This window comes from Alteromonas sp. 5NS40-0096, from assembly GCF_057544385.1.
Genome location: NZ_BAAJLQ010000001.1, coordinates 627,704 through 648,568 on the forward strand (window position 1 = coordinate 627,704; position 20,865 = coordinate 648,568).

16 protein-coding genes are annotated in these 20,865 nt (G+C 44.2%); 12 read left to right on the top strand and 4 right to left on the bottom strand.

The window, feature by feature from the left end; genetic code table 11:
* Positions 1 to 3 precede the first annotated feature (3 nt).
* The 7 genes from AC27G9_RS02845 to rmf all read left to right on the top strand — a co-directional run bounded on the left by AC27G9_RS02845 (position 4) and on the right by rmf (position 12,484).
* Positions 4 to 4,842: an NAD-glutamate dehydrogenase gene (locus tag AC27G9_RS02845; protein WP_487070819.1), complete on the top strand. Its 4,839-nt coding sequence runs from the start codon at positions 4 to 6 to the stop codon at positions 4,840 to 4,842.
* A 71-nt stretch (positions 4,843 to 4,913) separates the two neighbouring features.
* Positions 4,914 to 5,921, top strand: a complete 1,008-nt coding sequence (gene pyrD, locus AC27G9_RS02850; RefSeq protein ID WP_487070821.1) for a quinone-dependent dihydroorotate dehydrogenase — start codon at positions 4,914 to 4,916, stop codon at positions 5,919 to 5,921.
* A gap of 42 nt (positions 5,922 to 5,963) precedes the next feature.
* Positions 5,964 to 8,063: a bifunctional 23S rRNA (guanine(2069)-N(7))-methyltransferase RlmK/23S rRNA (guanine(2445)-N(2))-methyltransferase RlmL gene (rlmKL, locus tag AC27G9_RS02855; RefSeq protein WP_487070823.1), complete on the top strand. Its 2,100-nt coding sequence runs from the start codon at positions 5,964 to 5,966 to the stop codon at positions 8,061 to 8,063.
* Positions 8,060 to 8,293 carry a glutaredoxin family protein gene (locus AC27G9_RS02860; protein WP_487070825.1) on the top strand — a complete coding sequence of 78 codons (234 nt, stop codon included), beginning with the start codon at positions 8,060 to 8,062 and terminating at the stop codon, positions 8,291 to 8,293. Before rlmKL ends, AC27G9_RS02860 begins: the two co-directional genes overlap by 4 nt.
* Positions 8,290 to 10,224 (top strand): ATP-binding cassette ATPase Uup, encoded by a 1,935-nt coding sequence (gene uup, locus AC27G9_RS02865; RefSeq protein WP_487070827.1) that lies wholly within the window; start codon positions 8,290 to 8,292, stop codon positions 10,222 to 10,224. The genes AC27G9_RS02860 and uup overlap by 4 nt, the downstream gene beginning before the upstream one ends.
* A 15-nt stretch (positions 10,225 to 10,239) precedes the next feature.
* Positions 10,240 to 12,003 carry a DUF3466 family protein gene (locus tag AC27G9_RS02870; protein ID WP_487070829.1) on the top strand — a complete coding sequence of 588 codons (1,764 nt, stop codon included), beginning with the start codon at positions 10,240 to 10,242 and terminating at the stop codon, positions 12,001 to 12,003.
* A gap of 307 nt (positions 12,004 to 12,310) precedes the next feature.
* On the top strand, positions 12,311 to 12,484 hold the full coding sequence (rmf, locus tag AC27G9_RS02875) for a ribosome modulation factor (protein ID WP_487070831.1): 174 nt from the start codon (positions 12,311 to 12,313) through the stop codon (positions 12,482 to 12,484).
* A 60-nt stretch (positions 12,485 to 12,544) separates the two neighbouring features.
* On the opposite strand, the gene fabA is transcribed toward rmf, so the two are convergent.
* Positions 12,545 to 13,063: a 3-hydroxyacyl-[acyl-carrier-protein] dehydratase FabA gene (gene fabA / locus AC27G9_RS02880; protein ID WP_487070833.1), complete on the bottom strand. Its 519-nt coding sequence runs from the start codon at positions 13,061 to 13,063 to the stop codon at positions 12,545 to 12,547.
* A gap of 130 nt (positions 13,064 to 13,193) precedes the next feature.
* On the opposite strand from fabA, the gene AC27G9_RS02885 reads away from it, so the two are divergent.
* Positions 13,194 to 13,451 carry a hypothetical protein gene (locus tag AC27G9_RS02885; RefSeq protein WP_487070835.1) on the top strand — a complete coding sequence of 86 codons (258 nt, stop codon included), beginning with the start codon at positions 13,194 to 13,196 and terminating at the stop codon, positions 13,449 to 13,451.
* Between the two features lies 1 nt (position 13,452).
* Here AC27G9_RS02885 and AC27G9_RS02890 read toward each other — a convergent pair whose 3' ends face one another.
* Positions 13,453 to 14,934 carry a cryptochrome/deoxyribodipyrimidine photo-lyase family protein gene (locus AC27G9_RS02890; protein WP_487070837.1) on the bottom strand — a complete coding sequence of 494 codons (1,482 nt, stop codon included), beginning with the start codon at positions 14,932 to 14,934 and terminating at the stop codon, positions 13,453 to 13,455.
* A 132-nt stretch (positions 14,935 to 15,066) separates the two neighbouring features.
* Here AC27G9_RS02890 and AC27G9_RS02895 point away from each other — a divergent pair, with 132 nt between their 5' ends.
* The 3 genes from AC27G9_RS02895 to AC27G9_RS02905 all read left to right on the top strand — a co-directional run bounded on the left by AC27G9_RS02895 (position 15,067) and on the right by AC27G9_RS02905 (position 18,568).
* Entirely contained in the window at positions 15,067 to 16,497 is a 1,431-nt protein-coding gene (locus AC27G9_RS02895) for a cryptochrome/photolyase family protein (protein WP_487070839.1), read from the top strand.
* Between the two features lies 1 nt (position 16,498).
* On the top strand, positions 16,499 to 18,028 hold the full coding sequence (locus AC27G9_RS02900) for a cryptochrome/photolyase family protein (RefSeq protein WP_487070841.1): 1,530 nt from the start codon (positions 16,499 to 16,501) through the stop codon (positions 18,026 to 18,028).
* Between the two features lie 75 nt (positions 18,029 to 18,103).
* Positions 18,104 to 18,568 carry a hypothetical protein gene (locus tag AC27G9_RS02905; RefSeq protein ID WP_487070843.1) on the top strand — a complete coding sequence of 155 codons (465 nt, stop codon included), beginning with the start codon at positions 18,104 to 18,106 and terminating at the stop codon, positions 18,566 to 18,568.
* Here AC27G9_RS02905 and AC27G9_RS02910 read toward each other — a convergent pair.
* Together AC27G9_RS02910 and AC27G9_RS02915 are read right to left on the bottom strand one after the other, a co-directional pair.
* Positions 18,560 to 19,534, bottom strand: a complete 975-nt coding sequence (locus AC27G9_RS02910) for an aldo/keto reductase (RefSeq protein ID WP_487070845.1) — start codon at positions 19,532 to 19,534, stop codon at positions 18,560 to 18,562. The two genes, AC27G9_RS02905 and AC27G9_RS02910, sit on opposite strands and share 9 nt — an antisense overlap.
* On the bottom strand, positions 19,534 to 20,238 hold the full coding sequence (locus AC27G9_RS02915; protein ID WP_487070847.1) for an SDR family oxidoreductase: 705 nt from the start codon (positions 20,236 to 20,238) through the stop codon (positions 19,534 to 19,536). Before AC27G9_RS02915 ends, AC27G9_RS02910 begins: the two co-directional genes overlap by 1 nt.
* 103 nt (positions 20,239 to 20,341) lie before the next feature.
* Here AC27G9_RS02915 and AC27G9_RS02920 point away from each other — a divergent pair, with 103 nt between their 5' ends.
* Positions 20,342 to 20,758, top strand: a complete 417-nt coding sequence (locus AC27G9_RS02920) for a helix-turn-helix domain-containing protein (RefSeq protein WP_487070849.1) — start codon at positions 20,342 to 20,344, stop codon at positions 20,756 to 20,758.
* Positions 20,759 to 20,865: the final 107 nt, after the last annotated feature.

Below are 20,865 nucleotides of genomic sequence, written 5' to 3' on the forward strand. Positions count from 1 at the left end.
TACATGACCGCTACCTCGCAACGTCATTCCGTATTATTAGAAAACGTCTTTGCCTTAATAGAAAAAAAAGTCGATGCCAAGCAGCAAGCTTTAGTGCAGCAGTTTGGCCGTCAACTGTTTAAAAACATTTCAAACGAAGACTTAGTGAACCGTACCGACAGTGATTTATATGGTGCAACTCTGAGTTTGTGGAATGTTCTCGAAAAGTTCGACAAGTCCAAGCCCTACATTCGCGTATTCAACCCTGAGATAGCCAAGCACGGCTGGAATTCTAGCCATACGATTGTAGAGCTGATTGTCGAAGACATGCCATTTTTGGTTGATTCCATCCGCATGGCGCTGACGCGTTTAGGCATCACTGCCCATTTGTTATTACACAGTCCCATCGCCATCAAACGAGATAAACAATGTAAGCTGGTTGAATTCAGTGAACTTGGTAATGGCAAGAATAAAGATTCAAAAGAGACTGTCTTCCTGATCGAGGTTGACCGTCAGACGTCTAAATCAGACATAGAAGCCATCACCGATGAGCTACAATCGGTAGTTGACGAAGTATCTTTGGCTGTTGCCGATTGGTTGCCAATGTGTGACAAGCTCAATGCGATTATCAAATCTGTGCCTAAGGCTAATTTTCCCGGTGGCGATAAATCGAGAGAGCAAACGAATACGTTTTTGAGTTGGTTAGCTGACCACAATTTTACACTGATGGGTTATCGCTATTACTCAGTGTCACCGATTGAGGGTGATCACCGTTGGACGCCAGACAATGACTCAAGTTTGGGGTTGATGAAAAACTCAATTAGCGACAGACCTCGCTTATTGTCGAATTTGCCAGCAAATTCACGTCAAGTGGCATTGAGTGAAGAACCGTTGTTGTTGACCAAGACCAATACTCGTGCACGTGTGCATCGTCCTGCTTACATGGATTATATTGGCTTGAAAGAGTTTAACAAAGAAGGGCAGGTTATTGGTGAACATCGATTTATTGGCCTGTACTCTGCCTCTTTCTATAACAGCAGTGCAACCGATTTACCCATTCTCAAAGACAAAATTGACCGGGTTTGTGAGTTATCTGAGTTTGCTCCAGGCACACATGCTTATAAAGCGTTTCTGAATATTGTAGAAACTTATCCTCGTGATGAGATTCTTCAAACACCCGCACAAGAGCTTGTAGAAATTATTCGCGGCATATTTTTGATGCAAGAACGCGGGATTTCTCGTTTGTTCGTCAGAAAAGACTTGTTCGGTCGTTTTTACTCAATCATGGTGTTCGTGCCCAGAGAGCGATACAACACACAGCTTCGTAAAGAAACTCAGGCCCTGTTTAAACACTATTTCTCAACAGAAGAAGAAGTGGAGTTCACAACGTACTTCTCAGAATCTGTATATGCAAGAACTCACTATATTGCGCGCGTACGTGATAATGGTGCCGAAGTAGACGTGAAGGAAATTGAGAAGAACATGGTGGAATTGACTAAGACTTGGAATGACAGACTGGCGACAGCGATTACGTCAGCATACGGTGAGGCGAAAGGTAAAGCGGTAGAGCGCAAGTATACGAATGCTTTCTCACGCAGTTACATGGAACACAATTTGCCAAGTGCCGCATTAGTTGACATCGAAAAACTCGAAAAATTAGGCGACGACCACACATTAGACATGTTGTTCTATCGCCCTCAAGAAGAACAATCTGACAGCCATATCGTTAAACTCAAGCTGTTTCACAAAGACGTGCCCATTCACTTGTCTGATGTTTTGCCAATGTTGGAAAACTTTGGCCTTCGCGTGATTGATGAAAGCCCATACAAAATCACCTGTGCAGAAGGTTCTGTGAATTGGGTGATGGATTTCACCATGTTGCACAAAAGTGGCAACGATATGGATATGGAGCAAGCACAAGCACTTTTCCAAGGTGCATTTGCCAAGGTTTGGCATAGTGAATTAGAGGATGATGCGTTTAACCGCCTTATTTTGGGAGCGGGGCTTCCAGGTCGCAACGTGACGATATTACGTGCGTTCGCCAAATATATGCGTCAAACGGGAAGTTCGTTTAGTCATGATTATATTGCTAACGCGCTATCCAATTACCCAGATATTGCCATCTTGCTAATTGACTTCTTTAACCAGCGTTTCAACCCTTCAATCAAGCGAAGTGAAAAGAAAGAAGCGGCGCTATTAGAAACCATCAAAACACAGTTAGACAACGTTAACAATCTGGATGAAGATAGAATTATCCGTCGTTACTTGGATATGATCCAAGCGACCTTGCGGACTAACTTTTATCAACCGTCTGCAGATGGCAGTGATAAACCATACGTATCGTTCAAGCTACAACCTGAATTGATTCCAGATATGCCGTTGCCATTGCCAAAATTTGAAATCTTCGTCTACAGCCCACGAGTAGAAGGGGTTCACTTGAGAGGGGGCAAAGTCGCCCGTGGTGGATTGCGTTGGTCTGACCGACAAGAGGATTTCAGAACAGAAATATTGGGCTTGGTAAAAGCACAGCAAGTTAAAAACACCGTTATCGTGCCAGTTGGAGCGAAGGGTGGTTTTGTTTGTAAGAAACTACCGACAGAAGGCGGACGAGCGGCATTCTTTGCTGAAGGTCAAGAGTGTTACCGCATTTTCATTCGCAGCTTGCTCGATATTACAGACAACATTGTCGACGGCAAGATTATTCACCCAGAGCACGTTGTTCGAATGGATGAAGATGATCCCTACTTAGTTGTCGCTGCGGACAAAGGTACGGCAACATTCTCGGATATTGCGAACGGTATTTCTGAAGAGTTTAATTTCTGGTTGGGTGACGCGTTCGCTTCAGGTGGCAGTATTGGTTATGACCATAAGAAAATGGGTATTACTGCACGTGGTGCATGGGAATCGGTTAAACGCCATTTCCGTGAAGTGGGAATTGATTGCCAAACTACTGAGTTCACTGCGGCCGGTGTCGGTGATATGGCTGGTGACGTTTTCGGTAATGGCATGCTGTTGTCCGAGAAAACGCGTCTGGTAGCTGCTTTCAACCATCTTCATATTTTCTTCGACCCGAACCCTAACGCAGAAAAGACATATAAAGAGCGTCAGCGCTTATTCGAGAACCCGAGCTTAACTTGGAATGACTACGATAAGTCTCTCATTTCTAAGGGCGGTGGTATCTTCGAACGTTCAGCGAAATCGATCAAATTGACCCCAGAAATGAAGAAATGGCTGGGTACTCGCCAAGCAACTATGACACCAAATGAATTGATCAATGGTATTTTAAAAATGCCAGTTGACCTGATTTGGAATGGCGGTATTGGTACTTATGTTAAAAGTACAAAAGAAACCCACGGTGAAGTCGGAGACCGCGCCAACGATGATTTGCGAGTAAACGGAAATGAAGTTCAAGCCAAAATCATAGGCGAGGGCGGTAACCTAGGTTTGACACAGCTTGGTCGTATTGAATATGCGGCGAATGGTGGTCGCGTCAATACCGACTTTATCGATAACGTCGGTGGTGTTGATTGTTCGGATAATGAAGTCAACATCAAAATCTTGCTTAACAGCTTGGTGAATAAGGGTGATCTCACCGTTAAACAACGCAACGAGCTACTTTATGATATGACAGACGACGTAGCAGAACTCGTTCTTGAAGATTGTTACCGTCAAACACAATCAATATCTATAACCGAACGTCTTGGCGGTGCCTTATTAAAAGAACAATTGCGTTTTATCCACGGCCTTGAGCGTTCAGGTTCATTGAATCGCGAACTCGAGTTCTTACCGTCTGACGATGAGATCTCTGACCGTCAGGCCAATGGTAAAGGGTTTACTCGTCCAGAACTGAGTGTACTCATTGCCTATGGCAAGATGGTACTGAAAGATGAGCTCAACATACCGGAAATTACGCAAAACCCATTCCACGGGGAATTACTCGTCGGCGCCTTCCCTAAAGTATTGCGTGAGCGCTTTAGTGAGCAAATGGAAGAGCACCCACTACGCGGCGAGATCATAGCCACTAAATTAACCAATAACATGGTTAACGATATGGGCCTCAATTTTGTGTTTAGAATGCAAGAAGAGACCGGCGCAACCGTATCTGAAATAGCAGATTCTTACGCCATTGTACGTGGTATTTTCAAAATTGATGAACTGTGGCGCAGTATCGAAGCATTGGATAATAAGATTGATGCTGATTTACAATTAGAATTACTTGAAAATGCGCGCCGTACAATGCGTCGAGCGTCGCGTTGGTATATTAGACACGGCAGTAAAGTCGAAGGCATTCAGGCTGCTATTGATATGTTCAGACCGACGTTCGAGATTCTGTCTAAAAATCTTGAACATTACCTGGTTGAAGAAGAATACGCGCAGTTGGAGTCAGTCACTACTCGTTACGTCAAAGAAGGCGTGCCTGCGGATGTAGCTTACCAAGTGGCCAGCTTTAGCAATATGTTCTCGTCAATGGATTTAGCCCATATTGTCAATGACATCAAGCAAAAGCCAGAAGTTGCCGCGCGTTTGTACTTCCAGTTAGGGTCTCGTTTAGAGTTGCACTGGTTCTTGGATCAAATTACCAAGCAAACTGTGACAAACCACTGGCAAGCCCTAGCGCGTGCGTCTTATCGAGAAGAGCTAGACTGGCAACAACGTTCAATCGCTTTGAATTTGTTACTCAGCTATCCTGACATGACAGACTCAGATGCCATTCTTGAGTGTTGGATGGAGAAGAACGAAGTCTTGTTAAACCGTTGGTATCACATGATGTCGGAGTTCAAAACGAGCTCAACCCACGAATTTGCGAAATTTTCTGTCGCTTTACGTGAATTGATGCTTTTAAGCGTGAAGTCTAACCATTAAAATACCCGGTTAGAATTTAGGTCAGTTTTCAAAAGCCCTGTTTTACAGGGCTTTTTATTAGCGGAATGAACATGCACGAAATTATTCAAAAATTATTGTTACAGTGTGAGCCAGAGAAAAGCCACGACTTCACTATCAACTGGTTACACAAAACGCAGCATTCATTTTTGAAGTCATTGTACAGTGAACCGCTTATTTCTCACCCGGTGACCGTTGCCGGATTGACCTTCGACAACCCAGTGGGATTGGCTGCAGGCTTAGACAAAAATGGCGAATGTATTGATGCATTTGCCGCAATGGGTTTCGGTTTTATCGAAGTCGGCACTGTCACACCGCGGCCGCAACCGGGAAACCCTAAGCCAAGATTATTTAGATTACCTGAAGCAAAAGCCATTATTAATCGAATGGGGTTTAACAATAAAGGCGTCGATTATCTGGTAGAGCAGGTTAAAAATAGCCGTTATCAGGGTACGTTAGGTATCAATATTGGTAAAAATAAAGATACCCCAGAAGAGAATGCCCTAGACGATTATCTAATTTGTCTGAATAAAGTTTATCAGTATGCAAGTTATGTCACCGTTAACATTTCATCTCCCAACACGCCTGGATTACGCAATCTACAGTATGGTGAAGCGCTGGATAATTTGCTTGTTGGATTAAAAGCGGCACAGGAAACCCTAACTCAAGCACACAGCAAATATGTGCCACTTTTTATCAAAATAGCGCCTGACTTGAGCGACGAAGAAATTGAGAGCATTGCGCAATCCCTGATTAATGCAAAAATGGATGGCGTAATAGCGACTAACACCACGTTAGACAGAAACAAAGTCAAAGGCCTACCACATGCTGAAGAAGCCGGCGGACTGAGTGGCTCCGTACTCACTGAAGCGAGTCTAGAGGTGAATCGCAAGTTAGCAACTGCGCTGGATGGTGCGCTGCCAATCATTGGCGTCGGCGGTATAGACAGCCCTCAAGCAGCAAAAGATAGGCTTAATGCAGGCGCATCTTTGGTTCAGGTCTATTCTTCGTTCATCTACCAAGGACCAGCCTTGGTAAAAAATATACTGAAATCTCTCTAAAATTTGACACGCCAGAGTGAGAAACTCGGGCTGGGAAACTTAATGAATACAATACTTGTCACGACAAGTCGTGGCTTAGATGAGCTGCTTCAACAAGAAATTAGTCGTCTTTGTCCAACAGTAGTAACTAAACTCTCACCAGGCGTGGTACACGTCTCTGGTACACTCGCTGATGCTTATCGTATTTGCTTGTGGTCGCGATTAGCAAACCGAGTTATCTGGCAACTCGATGTTATTGATGCGTCGAGCAGCGACAGCCTCTACGACGGGGCGAAAGCGATTCAGTGGGACAACCATTTTACCCATAACAATACGATCAGTGTTCAATTCAACGGTACCAATCGCGCTATCAACAATTCACAGTTTGGCGCTGTACGTATCAAAGATGCCGTCGTCGATTACTTTGTTGAATTGGAAGATGCTCGTCCATCAGTCGATAAGCAAGCCGCGGATATTCTGATTAACGTAAGGTGTCATCGAGACAAAGCAATAGTTGGTATCGATTTAAGCGGTGGTAGTTTGCATCAACGAGCATACCGACAAGAAACCGGACAGGCACCGCTCAAAGAGCACCTCGCTTGTGCGATGCTAATGCGCAGTGGCTGGGCAGACAATACCGACAAGCCCCTCGTCGATTTAATGTGTGGTTCAGGTACGGTAGCAATAGAAGCGGCATATATCGCAAAAAATATTGCGCCAGCACTAAAACGTGACAGGTGGGGGTTTACCCATTGGTTGGGGCATAATCAACAACAATGGGACGCCTTAGTCAGCCATGCAATTGATGTGCAAAAACCCGTAACGACGACCATCTCTGCAAGTGATATTGACCGCAGATTAATAGCGATAGCAAAAAAGAATGCCGACAACGCAGGCGTTTTTTCAGACATCACCTTTTCTCAGGTCGATGCGTTAAAAGCCACACCACCTAACTCAACATCAACAGGTTATATTGTCTCCAATCCGCCTTATGGTGAACGTCTTGGCGAATTGACTGAGTTGTTACCGTTTTTTAGTAGCTTAGGGCAGAGTTTAAAAGCGCATTGGGCCAACTGGCAGATTGCACTACTCAGCAGCAACCGTGAGTTACTTCGTGTACTCAAGCTAAGAGCTGACCGCGAATACAGCATGAATAACGGAAAATTAGCCTGTAAATTTGTGCTGTATACGATGAACGACGCTAACTGCCAACAATTTGGTGATGACGCTCAAAATCACGAGTTTGCTAATCGACTGCGTAAAAATCTCAAGAAAATTAAACCATGGCTTAAGCAGCAAGATACAGATTGCTATCGTATTTATGATGCAGATTTACCCGATTACAACGTGGCTATCGATAAGTATGGTGAGTGGCTAGTGGTGCAAGAATATGCGCCACCAAAGACTATTGAGGCAGATAAATCTCAACGAAGACTGCAAGAAGTGTTGTTACACCTACCTGCGGTTACTGGCGTGTCACCTAAGAAAATTACACTAAAAGTTCGCAGCCAACAAAAAGGTAAGAACCAATACGAAAAATACGAGCAAACTGGACAACGTCTGCAAGTATGGGAAAACGGGGCCCGATTGCTCGTAAACTTAACGGACTACTTGGACACGGGTTTGTTTTTAGATCACCGCGAGACTCGTCTCAAAGTCAAACACATGGCCAAGGGTAAGGACGTGCTTAATCTGTTCTCTTACACTGGTAGCGTCTCTGTGTCTGCAGCAATGGGTGGCGCAAAGTCGGTAACAACCGTCGATATGTCCAAAACCTATTTAGATTGGGCAAAAGACAATTTCAAACTCAATAAGCTCAATGGTGCCTATCAGTTTATCCAAGCTGACTGTACAACCTGGTTAAATGATCACAAAGCTAAATATGATTTGATCTTTATCGATCCACCTTCATTTTCAAATTCCAAGAGAATGCAAACGACTTGGGATGTGCAACGGGACCATGTCGCAATGCTTACCCACGCCAAGCGATGTTTGAGGGAGGGTGGCACCATTATATTTTCCAATAATAGAAGGGGCTTTAAACTTGATCATGAGGCGCTTTCGAACTTGGGCTTAACCGCTAACGATATCACTAGTGCAACCATACCCGGAGACTTCGCGAGAAACTCGAATATCCATAAGTGTTGGTTGATATCTGCATGAAGGTAATTTTTTATACTGGCCCAAATTGCCAGTTGTGTGATGTAGCTAACGCCTTGATTTCGTCGAGTAACTTTGCTTTAGCGTGTGATTGGCAAGTAGTCAATGTCAGAGACGACGTGGATTTGTATCACATGTACGGAGCAAGAATACCCGTTTTACAACGTCAGGATACGTTAGCTACCTTGTTTTGGCCTTTTGATCTTCACGCACTGGAGCAGTTTTTGTCGTGAGCATTTTACAGTTAAAAGATATCTCCGTTATTTTTGGTCACCCGCCAGTGCTTGACGGAGTCGACTTGGTTGTACAACCCAAAGAGCGGGTGTGTTTAGTAGGGCGAAACGGCAGCGGTAAATCCACGTTAATGAAGGTGATAGCAGGGGATATTGTTGCTGATGATGGCCAACGCATAATTGACAACAGTGTTGTTGTAGCTAGGTTGGAACAAGACCCACCAGAAACAACCGAAATGACATTGTTCGATTACGTTGCAGGCGGGTTATCAGAAGTCGGCGAAACGTTAAAAGATTACTTCAAGCAGACTAAATTGGTGGCTCAAGACCCATCAGAGTCTAATTTAAACCAGTTACAAAGATTGCAAGAAGAACTTGAACATCAAGACGCTTGGCAATTTGAGCAACAAATAGAACAAGTGTTGACCATGCTGAAGCTCGATGCCGATGTGATGCTGTCAAACTTGTCGGGCGGATGGCGTCGTAAAGCGGCGTTGGCTAGGGCACTGGTGCGGTCGCCCGACTTATTACTGTTAGACGAACCAACAAACCATCTTGATGTAGATATGATTCGGTGGCTCGAGCAAAGCTTGCAAAACTATCAAGGGGCGATAGTTTTTGTCAGCCATGATAGGGCGTTTATTCGAAATATGGCGACACGAATCGTTGACTTAGACCGCGGGCAATTAACCAGTTACCCAGGTAATTATGCAAGTTACTTAGAAAAAAAAGCCCATGATTTAGAGGTCGAAGCTACGCAAAATGCAGAGTTTGATAAGAAGCTTGCTCAAGAAGAAGTCTGGATTCGACAAGGCATCAAGGCACGAAGAACCAGAAATGAGGGCCGAGTACGCGCCCTCAAGAAGTTGAGGGAAGAACGAAAAGCGCGACGTCAGCTTCAAGGCAACGTGCTTGCCGCGCAATCTACTGCCCCTCGTTCTGGAAAAATGGTATTTGAAGTCAAAGATCTTAACTACACCATTGAAGGTAATGTCATTGTTAAGGACTTTAGTGCGACGATTTTACGTGGAGACAAAATTGCGCTGATCGGTCCAAATGGTTGTGGTAAAAGTACGTTAATTAAGTTGATGCTTGGTCAGTTGGAAGCTAATTCCGGTAAAACCAAACGTGGAACGAATTTAGAAGTTGCCTATTTTGATCAACATCGACAAGCCCTTGATCTAGACAAATCCGTCATTGACGTTGTTGGCGACGGTAAACGAGACCTTATGGTTAACGGCCACCCACGACATGTGATCAGTTATCTTCAAGATTACTTGTTTACGCCAGATAGAGTGAATGCGCCAGTACGCTCTTTGTCGGGTGGTGAGAAAAATCGCTTAATGCTAGCGAAGTTGATGCTAAAACCTAGCAATCTATTGGTATTGGATGAACCGACCAATGATTTAGATGTCGAAACCTTAGAGATGCTAGAAACCCTCTTAGCGAGTTATGAGGGTACGGTACTATTAGTCAGTCATGATAGGGAGTTTGTCGATAACGTAGTTAATTCCAGTATGATGTTCGAAGGTCAGGGTAACATCAAGGAATTCATTGGCGGCTACAGTGATGTCAAACAATGGTACGATGAACAAACGAAGCTAGCGAAGCAAAAAGACGCGCAAAAGCCAAAAAATGAAACTAATTCACTATCTGACAGTCGTAATGCTAAATCTTCGGCTTCACCACGTAAGACGAAGAAGTTATCATATAAAGATCAACGGGAACTTGACGGGCTACCTGAAAAGATAGAACAGCTAGAAACTGAACTTGCGGTTTTGCAAGAAACGGTGAATAGCCCTGATTTCTTTAAACAAAACAATGATTCGACGACAAAAACACTCGCCGAACTAGAACAAGTAGAAACCGAGTTGTCTCACTGTTATTCTCGCTGGGATGAACTTGAAAGTATGCTGGAAGATAACCAGTAGTAAACAGGATTTTTAATGAAATTAAAACAGCTTGCAACCGCAGTAATTCTTGCAACTGGTAGTTGTGCCACATTAGCAGCAACTTACTCAGTCACTCCTCTTGTTACCAATGACTCAGGCCAGAATGGTTTCGCTCAGTCTATCGATAATGCCGGCACAACAATCATGGCAATTCAGGACGAATTTCGTCCGCCGATTGATGTAACCTTATTTGATGAGGACTTCTTCACCGATAACGCGAACCTCACTGATCCCGATGCAGCGGCAGAAGGGAATTTCAATGATGATGACTACCTGTTCATGATTGGGGTGTTACAAACATCACGAGCTAACAATGCAAGTCAGGTACAACGTCTCGCTGAATTCAGAAGCTATGCACAGTCAGGTAACGCCGATGACGTTATTCCCGGTTTAGATGTGGTTAGTGCTTCTACTGGCAACTTATCCCAGTCTGTGAGGACGATTGCCAGAGATTCAGTGGATGGCAATTATTTTGTCGGCGCCTCTGAGTCACCGTATCTCCCGTTGATTTACACCAACGGGGAAGGTAATGAGATTCGCTATATTTTGAGTGACATACGTCAGTCTGCGTTTGTTCAGGTTAATGACAACACGGTACGATTAGCGCCAACAGATACAACATTAAGTGGTTACAGTGAAGCGTTTGGTGTCAACACCAACTTTCAAGTAGCGGGCTTTGGTACTGTTGATTTTTCAGATGGTATTGATGAGGCCATAGCCAATTGTGAAGACGAAGAAGAGCGCGGTGATGTACCGGTCGAGCTATGTTTCAGAAACCTTCGCCTCGCAGGTTCGTTTTTCATTCCAACAGATGCACCAACACAGGCTAGTGCTGCGGCGATGACGTTTCAGGCGACGTTCAATGTCTCCTCCTCGACGATCAACGCTACCATCTGGAATCTGAATGCGTCAGGTCAAGTAGTGTCAACGGATACATACGGTGTCCCATTTACACCAGAAGCGGATGATGAAACTCGTTACCAAACTCGTGCATTTGATATTAATAACAATGGAATCGCAGTGGGAGACAGCCACACAGGTGAAGTCGTAGATGTCACTTATGCCGGTGAGAACCAAGCGCGTCGCGGCTATCAATATCAAGCAGCTACCTTTAGTAACGACACTACGACTATCATTTTACAAGACGAAGAGAACTTAAATAGCTCTGCGATTGCGGTAAATGATAATAATTGGGTTGCTGGTATGGTTACACGTGCGCCGAATGAAATTGCGCGTAACCGTTTGTTTGTTCACAACCTGGATACTGGCGAAACCCGCTATCCTAGCGGATTTTTTACTAGCTCGAGCGTCACAGCGCGCAACATCAACAACAATAACATTGTTGTGGGTGAAGCAGATATCGAAGCAACGAATGAAGCGATTCGCCAGCGCCATGCGTTTATGTATGACATCAACACAGAAGAGTTTATTAACCTCAATACACTAATCTCTTGCGATAGTCCTTATACATTGATCAATGCGGTAGATATCAACGATGATAATGAGATCATTGTGAACGCTAGAATTGAGAGCGAAGCAAAAGATGGATTAGGCAACGACATTATTGAAACAGACAGCTCTACGCGCATGGTAGACAAAGTCGTTGCATTGAAACTTACGCCTATTCCAAACGGTGAGCTTGAGGATTGTAGCACCGATGTTGTTGACCCGCCTCGAGAGCGTCAGGGTGCGAGCATGCATTGGATTTCAATCGCTTTATTATCGGTGTTTGGTTTGGTTAGAAGACGCAAGCACTAAGCGAGTTGATTGGAAATTTAAAAAGCGGCATTTAGCCGCTTTTTTTGTATCTGTTACTCAATCGCCTTTTATAGCTTTTTGTTATCTACATGAAATATTTATGCAAAAAAAATGTAACATTAAATCTATATTGCTTTCATGCGGTTATTAATTGTCAATAGGTTGAAATTAATTTTTCTCTTGAACCGAAAAGCGCTTTGCACTATCGATATATAGGTGACGACAAAATCGGTGTCTCAATAGTTCAAATAGTAGATGTGAGTAAGCCAGTTTTCTTCGCCACGTTAACAACAAAAGAGGCTATTCAATGAAAAGACAAAAAAGAGATAAATTGACACGCGCCCATGCAAAGGGCTACCAAGCAGGAATAAGCGGTCGTTCAAAGGAATTTTGTCCATTCCAAGCTCAAGAAGCGAGGAGTCAATGGCTGGGAGGCTGGCGAGAAGCGATGGAAGACCGTCAATTAGGTCTCAGTAGGTAAACACTCTTTTTAGAATCAAATTCAGAGGACTGGCCCCGCAAGTTGCGGGGCTTTTTCATTTTAGAATGAAGAGGTATCTTGGAATAAGCCCACTTTCAAATCTTTCGCCGTATAAATAACGCGTCCATCAACTTCGACACAACCGTCCGCAAGACCCATAAAGAGTTTACGCTTTACTACGCGCTTCATTTGAATTTTGTAGGTAACTTTTTTCGCCGTTGGTAAAATTTGACCTGTGAATTTCACTTCACCCACACCCAATGCTCTACCTTTACCGGGACCACCACACCAGCCTAAGAAGAAACCAACAAGCTGCCACATAGCGTCTAAGCCAAGACAACCAGGCATTACAGGGTCACCCGGGAAATGGCATTCAAAGAACCAAAGATCAGGATTGATATCGAGTTCAGCGACAATTTCGCCTTTGCCAAATTCGCCGCCTTCTTCACTGATATGCGCGATGCGATCCATCATTAACATATTGGGAGCAGGTAGTTGGCTATTTCCGGGGCCGAACATTTCGCCGCGGCTACACGCTAAAAGGTCTTCTTTTGTAAAGCTATTTTGTTGAATTGACATAATTTCTCTATTGAATTTTTTGAGCTGGCCTAATTTAGCGAACACTTGTACGCTAAACAACTCTGAACAGTGATTTTTTAACATTCTTGGTCATGATAGACTGACAATATGACTATTCGACGACGATGTTATGGCTGACAAAAAAAATACACCCAACGCCAACGCAGAAAAGCAAAAACGCTATCGAGAACGGCAAAAAGAAGCAGGTAAAAAGCTAGTAAGGGGATACGTGTCTCCTGAAGCTATGGCTTGTTACGATGAGATCAGAGAGAAAACCGGCTGGAGTGACAATGAAGTACTGTCAAATTCCATTCGCGTAATGTATGCCGCCTACCGCTGCGGACAGATTAAGTTGCTTAACGATTGGCTGAAAAATCACAAGATGTAGTTTATCGGGCTGCTTGCTTATGCGATGGACTAGAGGGGAGCGTGTGGCGGTTTAAAATCCGTCGCGCTTCTCGTTTAACGTCGCTGTGTTTCCGCCACGACCAGAGTCTGTCTCTTGCTTCTCGTGCAGCCTGTTCAAGGTCGAGAATGGGGGCAGGATAATCTCGGCCGATCTCGGTTTCATACATGACCTCTTCCATCGCACTCATATCCCATGGTCTATGTAGTAAGGGAAGAGGCACTTTTTTCAATTCAGGTACCCATTGACGAATGAATACCCCTTCGGGATCTTTGTCTTCAGACTGTTTTATTGGATTGTAAAGCCTTATGGTATTTGTGCCTGTCACCCCAGCCTGCATCTGAATTTGAGGGAAGTGAATTCCCGGTTCAAAATCGAGAAACTGCTGTGCAAGAAACTCCGCTGCTAAACGCCAATCTACATTATACAAATGACAAAGTGTACTAACCAATAGTGCCCGCATTCGAAAATTGATATAGCCTGTTGCCACTAAAGCGCGAACACAAGCATCAACAAGGGGGATGCCAGTCTTACCAGAAGACCATAGGTGAAAGCGTCTTTGTGCTTCAGGGCCAGTTTCATAAGGAAAATCGATATAACCTCGATTAATGGGCCGGAACTCCATTTTATGTTCACTTTCAAATTTTTGAATAAAATGACAGTGCCAGTGCAATCGAGATTGCATCGCCTTGATGGCTCTCGTAGACGAAGCATACAACCGGTAGTGTTTCGTTTTCTGGTAAACCTGCCTCAGTGATATGTTTCCCCAAGCAAGATAGGGGGACAAACGGCTACAACTTTTTCTGGCATTCGAAGGAGAAGAAATATCTAGGTGATAGCGTTCAACTCGCGATGCTAAAAAATGATTAAGCGTATACCAAGCACGTTTTTCCCCACCTTGTTGACGTCCGTGTTCAGTTTTGGGCGATGGGACTTGTTGCTTGCTGCCAACGGTTTCGTTTTCAACCCATTTTATACGGTTTAAATCGGGGTCATCGCAAGGCGCTTCCATAACCTGGTACCAGTGCTGTTGCCAGCCTTTTCTGTTTTCTCTTGGACGTGTCACCGCACCATAAGGAAACTCTTGCCATGTTACTTGGTTATCATCAAAAAGCGTTTTTAAGGCCTTGTCCCGTTCAAATGTTGCTTCGACACCAATTTCTTCATAGCTCAAAACGGTTTGAATAGGGTAGTGTGATATCAAATCGGCAAACACCTTAACGGCACTTTCATAGAAATAGGTCACTGCAGGTTTTGATAGCTCGTGCAATTGTTGGTTTAGATCGAACAGAGACTGATATACAAATTGGTGGTGCCGGTCGCTGTAGCAAGGGTGGCGATGCAGCATAGGTTCATCAACATACAGCAGTAGCGTGCGGTGGCCTAGTTCTTGAGCCATTTTCAACGGCTTATGATCTCGCAAGCGTAAATCGCGCTTTAGCCAGACAATATTAATTGGGTTCATTTAAGATAAGACAGACACAACTTAACACAACACATCGATACGAATATTTGGAAAAAATAGTTCAACAAAACTAATCCGAACTCGTTAATTCAACCGTAAATTAGGCAACGAAATTAATTAAGGAACACTCACTTGGCGGAAACGACAACGCTAGTCTGGCTGAGAAATGATCTCAGGATGGCTGATAATCCCGCGCTCCATTTTGCCGCAGAACAGGGCACGGTTATTCCTTTATACATTATCGATGATAGTGGCCAAACTCGGCCATTAGGCGAGGCATCTAACTGGTGGCTTCATCACAGCCTCTCATCTTTAAATACGGCACTCAGTGATAGCTTAGTTATCAAAAAAGGCGACCCGTTGTCTATCATCAACGAGCTTTGTAGCCGCTATAACGTCAATACAGTGGTATGGAACCGCAATTACTCTGGGCAAGATATTAGCCGCGACAGTAAGATCAAAGCGGCGTTGGCCGAGCAAGATATCCAATGCAAAAGTTTTAACGGGAATTTACTGTGGGAACCTATGAGCGTACTGAAAAAAGACGGTACGCCGTACAAGGTATTTACTCCCTATTATCGAAAGGGGTGCTTGGCGGCTGCGCCTCCTCGTTTCCCGTTACCCGCCCCCAAAGCGTTGTCGTTATGTCAATTGCAGGCCAGCGACAAAGTACCATTGGCGGATTTTGGCTTACTCCCTTCAATCAATTGGGACGCCAGTTTTACCAAGCATTGGGAACCAGGCGAGGCCGGCGGGCACAAATCACTTGAATCCTTCGTAAAAAAACGCGCAGTGTTGTATAAGCAGAAGCGTGATTTCCCGTCGTCCCTCGGCACATCAAAGCTTTCTCCTCATTTGCGTTTTGGCGAGGTTTCACCGAATCAAATTTGGTACAGTGTATTGGACAACACGCCCGGGCTCGACAACCCTGACACAGATTGTTATCTGAGCGAACTGGGTTGGCGAGAGTTTAGTTATTATTTACTTCACCATTTCCCCACGATGACCGAAGAAAACTTTAATCCGAAGTTCAATGTCTTCCCGTGGAAAAAGAATGAATCACACCTATCAGCTTGGCAGAAAGGGCAAACTGGTATCCCAATTGTCGACGCTGGCATGCGCGAATTATGGCAAACGGGATACATGCACAATCGAGTTCGAATGATTGTAGGATCGTTTCTGGTTAAGAACCTTCTGACCCATTGGCGAGAGGGCGAAGCGTGGTTTTGGGATACGTTGCTTGATGCTGATTTATCTAGTAACACCGCAAGTTGGCAATGGGTGGCAGGCACAGGGGCCGATGCCGCGCCTTATTTTAGAATTTTTAACCCAATACTCCAGGGTGAAAAATTCGATAAACAAGGAGAATACGTAAAAACCTATTGTCCCGAATTGAGACGCTTGCCAGACAAGTTTATACACAAGCCATGGGAAGCGCCGAGCAATATCTTACAGTACGCCAAAGTCGTACTGGGTAAAACATATCCCAAGCCAGTAGTCGATTTAAAGTTGTCACGACAACACGCTCTCGATGCGTTCGCACAAACAAAAGAGGGCAATTGAGATGGCCACTTTGTGCTTAGTTCTGGGAGACCAATTAAATACCGCAATCAGTAGTATTCAGGCAATCGATAAAACTACAGATACTATTCTGCTCGCTGAAGTGGCGGAAGAAGCGACATACGTCCCGCACCACAAAGTCAAACTCGTTTTTGTGTTTTCTGCTATGCGTCATTTCGCCAAAAAACTAAAAGATGATGGTTACAATGTGGTGTATCACACACTTGAGGAAACGCGAGAAGGGGCCGGCTTAGTTGACAGTGTTAAAAACCTGGTTAAACAACATGAATTCCAACAACTCATAGTCGCTAAGCCAGCTGAGTATCGGTTATTCCAAGCGATGTCAAACTGGCAACAGGAATTGAACCTCCCGGTCAAAATAGTGCAAGACAATCGATTTATTGTCGACGAAGCATTTTTTCAAAAGTGGGCAAGCGGTCGTAAACAGTTACGTATGGAGTACTTCTATCGTGAGCTTCGCAAACTGACAGGGATTTTGATGGATGGCAACAAGCCAATTGGTGGTAAATGGAACTATGACCACGATAATCGTCATCCAATAAAAGATAAGATAAATATTCCAGAACCAACACGTATCGAACCAGATGATACCACTCAAGCGGTCATAGCAATGGTCAATGAACGCTTTGAAACGAATATGGGAGCGACGGATAGTTTTCATTTCGCAGTGACACGTGAGAAGGCATTGCAGGTCTTAGACATTTTTATCAGCCAACGTTTGCCTTTGTTTGGTAAATACCAAGATGCCATGTTGGAAGGAAACCCTTGGCTTTTTCACAGTCATATCTCCATGTATTTAAATGCGGGTTTATTAGGCGCAAAGGAAGTGATTAAAGCTGCATTAAACGCTTACGAAAGTGGACATGCGCCAATCAACGCCGTTGAGGGTTTTATACGCCAAATTTTGGGCTGGCGTGAATATGTTAGAGGCTTGTATTGGTTTGCTATGCCTGAGTTAGCCACGAGCAACTTTCTGCGCGCTGAGAACCCGTTACCCGGTTATTTTTGGACCGCTGATACCAAGATGAATTGCGTAAAACAAGCGGTGCAAGACACCATTGACCACGCGTATGCCCATCACATTCAGCGTCTGATGATCATCGGTAACTTCAGTTTACTGGCCGGATTAAAACCACAAGAAGTGGAAAACTGGTTTCTCGCCGTATATGCAGACGCTTATGAATGGGTGGAATTGCCTAACGTGGCAAGTATGGCGCTTTTTGCTGACGGCGGTATGCTCGCCAGTAAACCCTATATCGCCAGTGCGAATTACATCAATAAAATGAGTAATTACTGCAAAGGGTGTTGTTATGACAATAAAGCGCGCACGGGCAACAATGCTTGTCCTTTCAACGTTTTTTACTGGTCATTTTTACTCCGGAACCAAAACGAATTAGGCGGGAATCCTCGCATGGGAATTGTCTACAAATCGCTAGCTAAGATGGATGCGGAACTGATTGACCAAATAAAAACCCAATCTGATACTTATCTACTGAATTTAGAGAGTCTATAGTTCGTTTTTTTGGCTGTCTTAGGCTATGGTTTCTAATACTCGTTTGCGCATCGCGCGATAACTAGGACAGAAACTTTGCGACAGACACAAGTCGTGTATCGGATTAACAAAGAAGCCAATCTAATTTTGGCCAAAGCATTCGACGAAGTGCCCTTTGAAGATGTACTTTTATTTGTCCAGTGCTTGCTTGCTGACCCTGATTACCGAGACGGCATGAACCTGTTATACGACGCAAGATGTGTCACGGGCATGAAAGGCGAAATTACGTCTTATCAGGCAGCTGCGACGATAGTCAGTGATCAGACGTTATTAACCGTGCCAGCCCGTACAGCGGTTCTTGTTGTCAACGATGATCCTAGGTTAATGGCATATGTCGATGGCTATGCGCTTATGGCGTCTTCTTCAATGGTTGAGCACAAAGGGTTCGAAGAGAGGCAAATTGGAGCGTTAGTAGCGTATTTGCAGTTAAATGAATTTCCAGAAGCAGAGCTAACGGCGTTGTCTCTGTCAAGAGACAACGCCAATCAGCATCTAGGGTAGGCGTTCGCCACGAGCCGTGACGTATAAATCGTACCATTGTTCCCTTGATAGCTTCACTTTTTCAAACTCAGAACAAGCACGAATACGAGAGGGGTTCGTTGTACCAATAACAGGCTGTATCCTACTGGGGTGACGACACAACCAGCTCAACACTATGGCTTCTTCACTAACACCAAATTGCTGTGCATAAGCTTTTACTTTTTGTGCCGTTTTCACTACGTTTTCTGACTCACCGTCAAGGTTTCTACCGCTGAGTTTACCTTGCGCAAGCGATCCCCACGCTTGAAGTTGTATACCGCGTGTTTGGCTCTGTTCAATAACACCCGGTGAAAAGTGCGTATTGGCGCCACTGGGCATGCCTGCGGTTACACTCTCATCTAGCCAGTGGGTATGTAATAAACTCATTTCTAATTGATGGGCGATAATAGGCTGGCCGATCGCCGATTGGATATAATTCACTTGATGTGCATGCATATTCGATACACCAAAGTGCTTTACCTTTCCGTCAGCGATCAAACGGTCAAACGCTTTTACGACTTCATCAATTTCCATTAACGGGTCAGGGCGATGCAAAATAAGGATATCCAAGCACTCAATTCCCAGACGTGACAAAGAGCCTTCGGTGGAATTTACAATCCAGTCATAGGAAAAATCATAGCGGCCCGGACCAAGCTCGTCTTCAAAACGAATGCCGCATTTGCTTTGAATCACCATGTTATCCCTGAACGAAGGTGTATGTTTCAGCACCTCACCAAATACGGACTCTGCTTTTGAATGAGTGTAGATATCCGCGTGATCAAAAACGGTGATACCAGACTCTAACGCTGCATTAATAGCAATTTCTGCGTGTTTAACGTGAGTCGATTCATAATTTGAAGATGTCCAATCGCCACCTAGCCCCATACAGCCAAAAACTAACTGACTCGCGTGCTCAAAATAGTGTTGAACCAGTAAATGTGCTGCCATTACGCCATTCCCCATAAACCAATGTTGTCGAAATATACGCGCTTAGGTTGTTGTAACAAAAAAGCCACTGTTTGTGCTAAGTCTTCCGGTTGTAACCAACCCGGTGTCATTTCGGCTTGTGTAGCCACTTGTGGCACTTGAACAAGGCCTGGGCACAAGCTGTGCACTTTAATTCCAAACTCTCGTACTTCTTCTTGTAATGCCAAACCGAAACCAAGTACACCAAACTTTGCTGCACAATAGGGAGCCGTGCGGTCGTAACCATTTTTGGCCGCCTGTGAAGCAATATTGATAATAAACCCATCTCGCTTTTTCTGCAGGGTAGGTAAGACAGCTTGTGTCATCAAGAAAGTGCCTTTGGTGCAAGTTTCTAACACCATATCCCAATCTTCTTCTGAACAATCAATGACTTTATCTTGGACGCCTAAGCCAGCGTTGTTTATCAGGACATCAAGGGTACCAAATTTCGCTAATGTCGCTGCAACGACGCTTTCCACTTCTGATTTATTTCGCACGTTGCATGGTAGCGCGTATACGGACTCTTCGTTTTGATTTAGTTGCTGTGCTTGTTTACAAAGGTTTGCTTCATCTCTAGACGTGATAACGACTTTCATGCCCAATGAGATCAAAGTTTGCGTGATGGCTAGGCCTATGCCCGTTCCACCGCCAGTTACGATTGCGACTTTATCTTTTAAATCGACCATGTATTATCTCAACTCTATAAAAACTGGCGGTATTATGCGGCATTAGATTGTGCAGCGTAACATTGTCCTCTCTAAGATTTCGAACTTTAGTTCGAGGGGGAATATGTCTAACTTTGCAGAACGTTTGTCAACTTTAATCGGGAACACGCCGGTTACCACTTTCGCGTCAAAAGTGGGACTAAGCGAAGCGCTTATCAGAAAATACCTCAAGGGATCGGAGCCCAGTCTCGCAAAAGCCAATCAAATAGCCGTAGCTGCTAATTGTTCATTGGAATGGTTAGCAACAGGCTGTGGTTATCAATATCGACAATCTGAGGTAGTTGATATGAAGGCCCTAGAAATGGCAGTAAACGTCGTTATGGATAACTTTAAGACACCTGCGATCGACCACGCACAGTTGAGCGACCTAAAACCAATCATTGTCGCTTATCAACATTTACGCGCACATAAAAAGCCAGACGGCTACTTTGATACCAAGCTAACAGAAAACTTTTTAAAAACTGTTAAGGTAAATTGTTAACTTTTTGTTTTAACGCCTAGCTGGTTTATTTATTTAAAATACAATGGCTTAAAAAATATCCCATCTCTTTCGACTCTGCTACTAATACGCTTGCAGTAAAATATTTG

Coding starts and splice junctions, on each gene's coding strand:
- pyrD (WP_487070821.1), top strand. CDS start 4,914: ATGCACGAAATTATTCAAAAATTATTGTTACAGTGTGAGCCAGAGAAA.
- AC27G9_RS02885 (WP_487070835.1), top strand. CDS start 13,194: ATGGCTGACAAAAAAAATACACCCAACGCCAACGCAGAAAAGCAAAAA.
- rlmKL (WP_487070823.1), top strand. CDS start 5,964: ATGAATACAATACTTGTCACGACAAGTCGTGGCTTAGATGAGCTGCTT.
- AC27G9_RS02870 (WP_487070829.1), top strand. CDS start 10,240: ATGAAATTAAAACAGCTTGCAACCGCAGTAATTCTTGCAACTGGTAGT.
- AC27G9_RS02920 (WP_487070849.1), top strand. CDS start 20,342: ATGTCTAACTTTGCAGAACGTTTGTCAACTTTAATCGGGAACACGCCG.
- fabA (WP_487070833.1), bottom strand. CDS start 13,063: ATGTCAATTCAACAAAATAGCTTTACAAAAGAAGACCTTTTAGCGTGT.
- AC27G9_RS02845 (WP_487070819.1), top strand. CDS start 4: ATGACCGCTACCTCGCAACGTCATTCCGTATTATTAGAAAACGTCTTT.
- AC27G9_RS02915 (WP_487070847.1), bottom strand. CDS start 20,238: ATGGTCGATTTAAAAGATAAAGTCGCAATCGTAACTGGCGGTGGAACG.
- AC27G9_RS02910 (WP_487070845.1), bottom strand. CDS start 19,534: ATGGCAGCACATTTACTGGTTCAACACTATTTTGAGCACGCGAGTCAG.
- rmf (WP_487070831.1), top strand. CDS start 12,311: ATGAAAAGACAAAAAAGAGATAAATTGACACGCGCCCATGCAAAGGGC.
- AC27G9_RS02900 (WP_487070841.1), top strand. CDS start 16,499: ATGGCCACTTTGTGCTTAGTTCTGGGAGACCAATTAAATACCGCAATC.
- AC27G9_RS02860 (WP_487070825.1), top strand. CDS start 8,060: ATGAAGGTAATTTTTTATACTGGCCCAAATTGCCAGTTGTGTGATGTA.
- AC27G9_RS02890 (WP_487070837.1), bottom strand. CDS start 14,934: ATGAACCCAATTAATATTGTCTGGCTAAAGCGCGATTTACGCTTGCGA.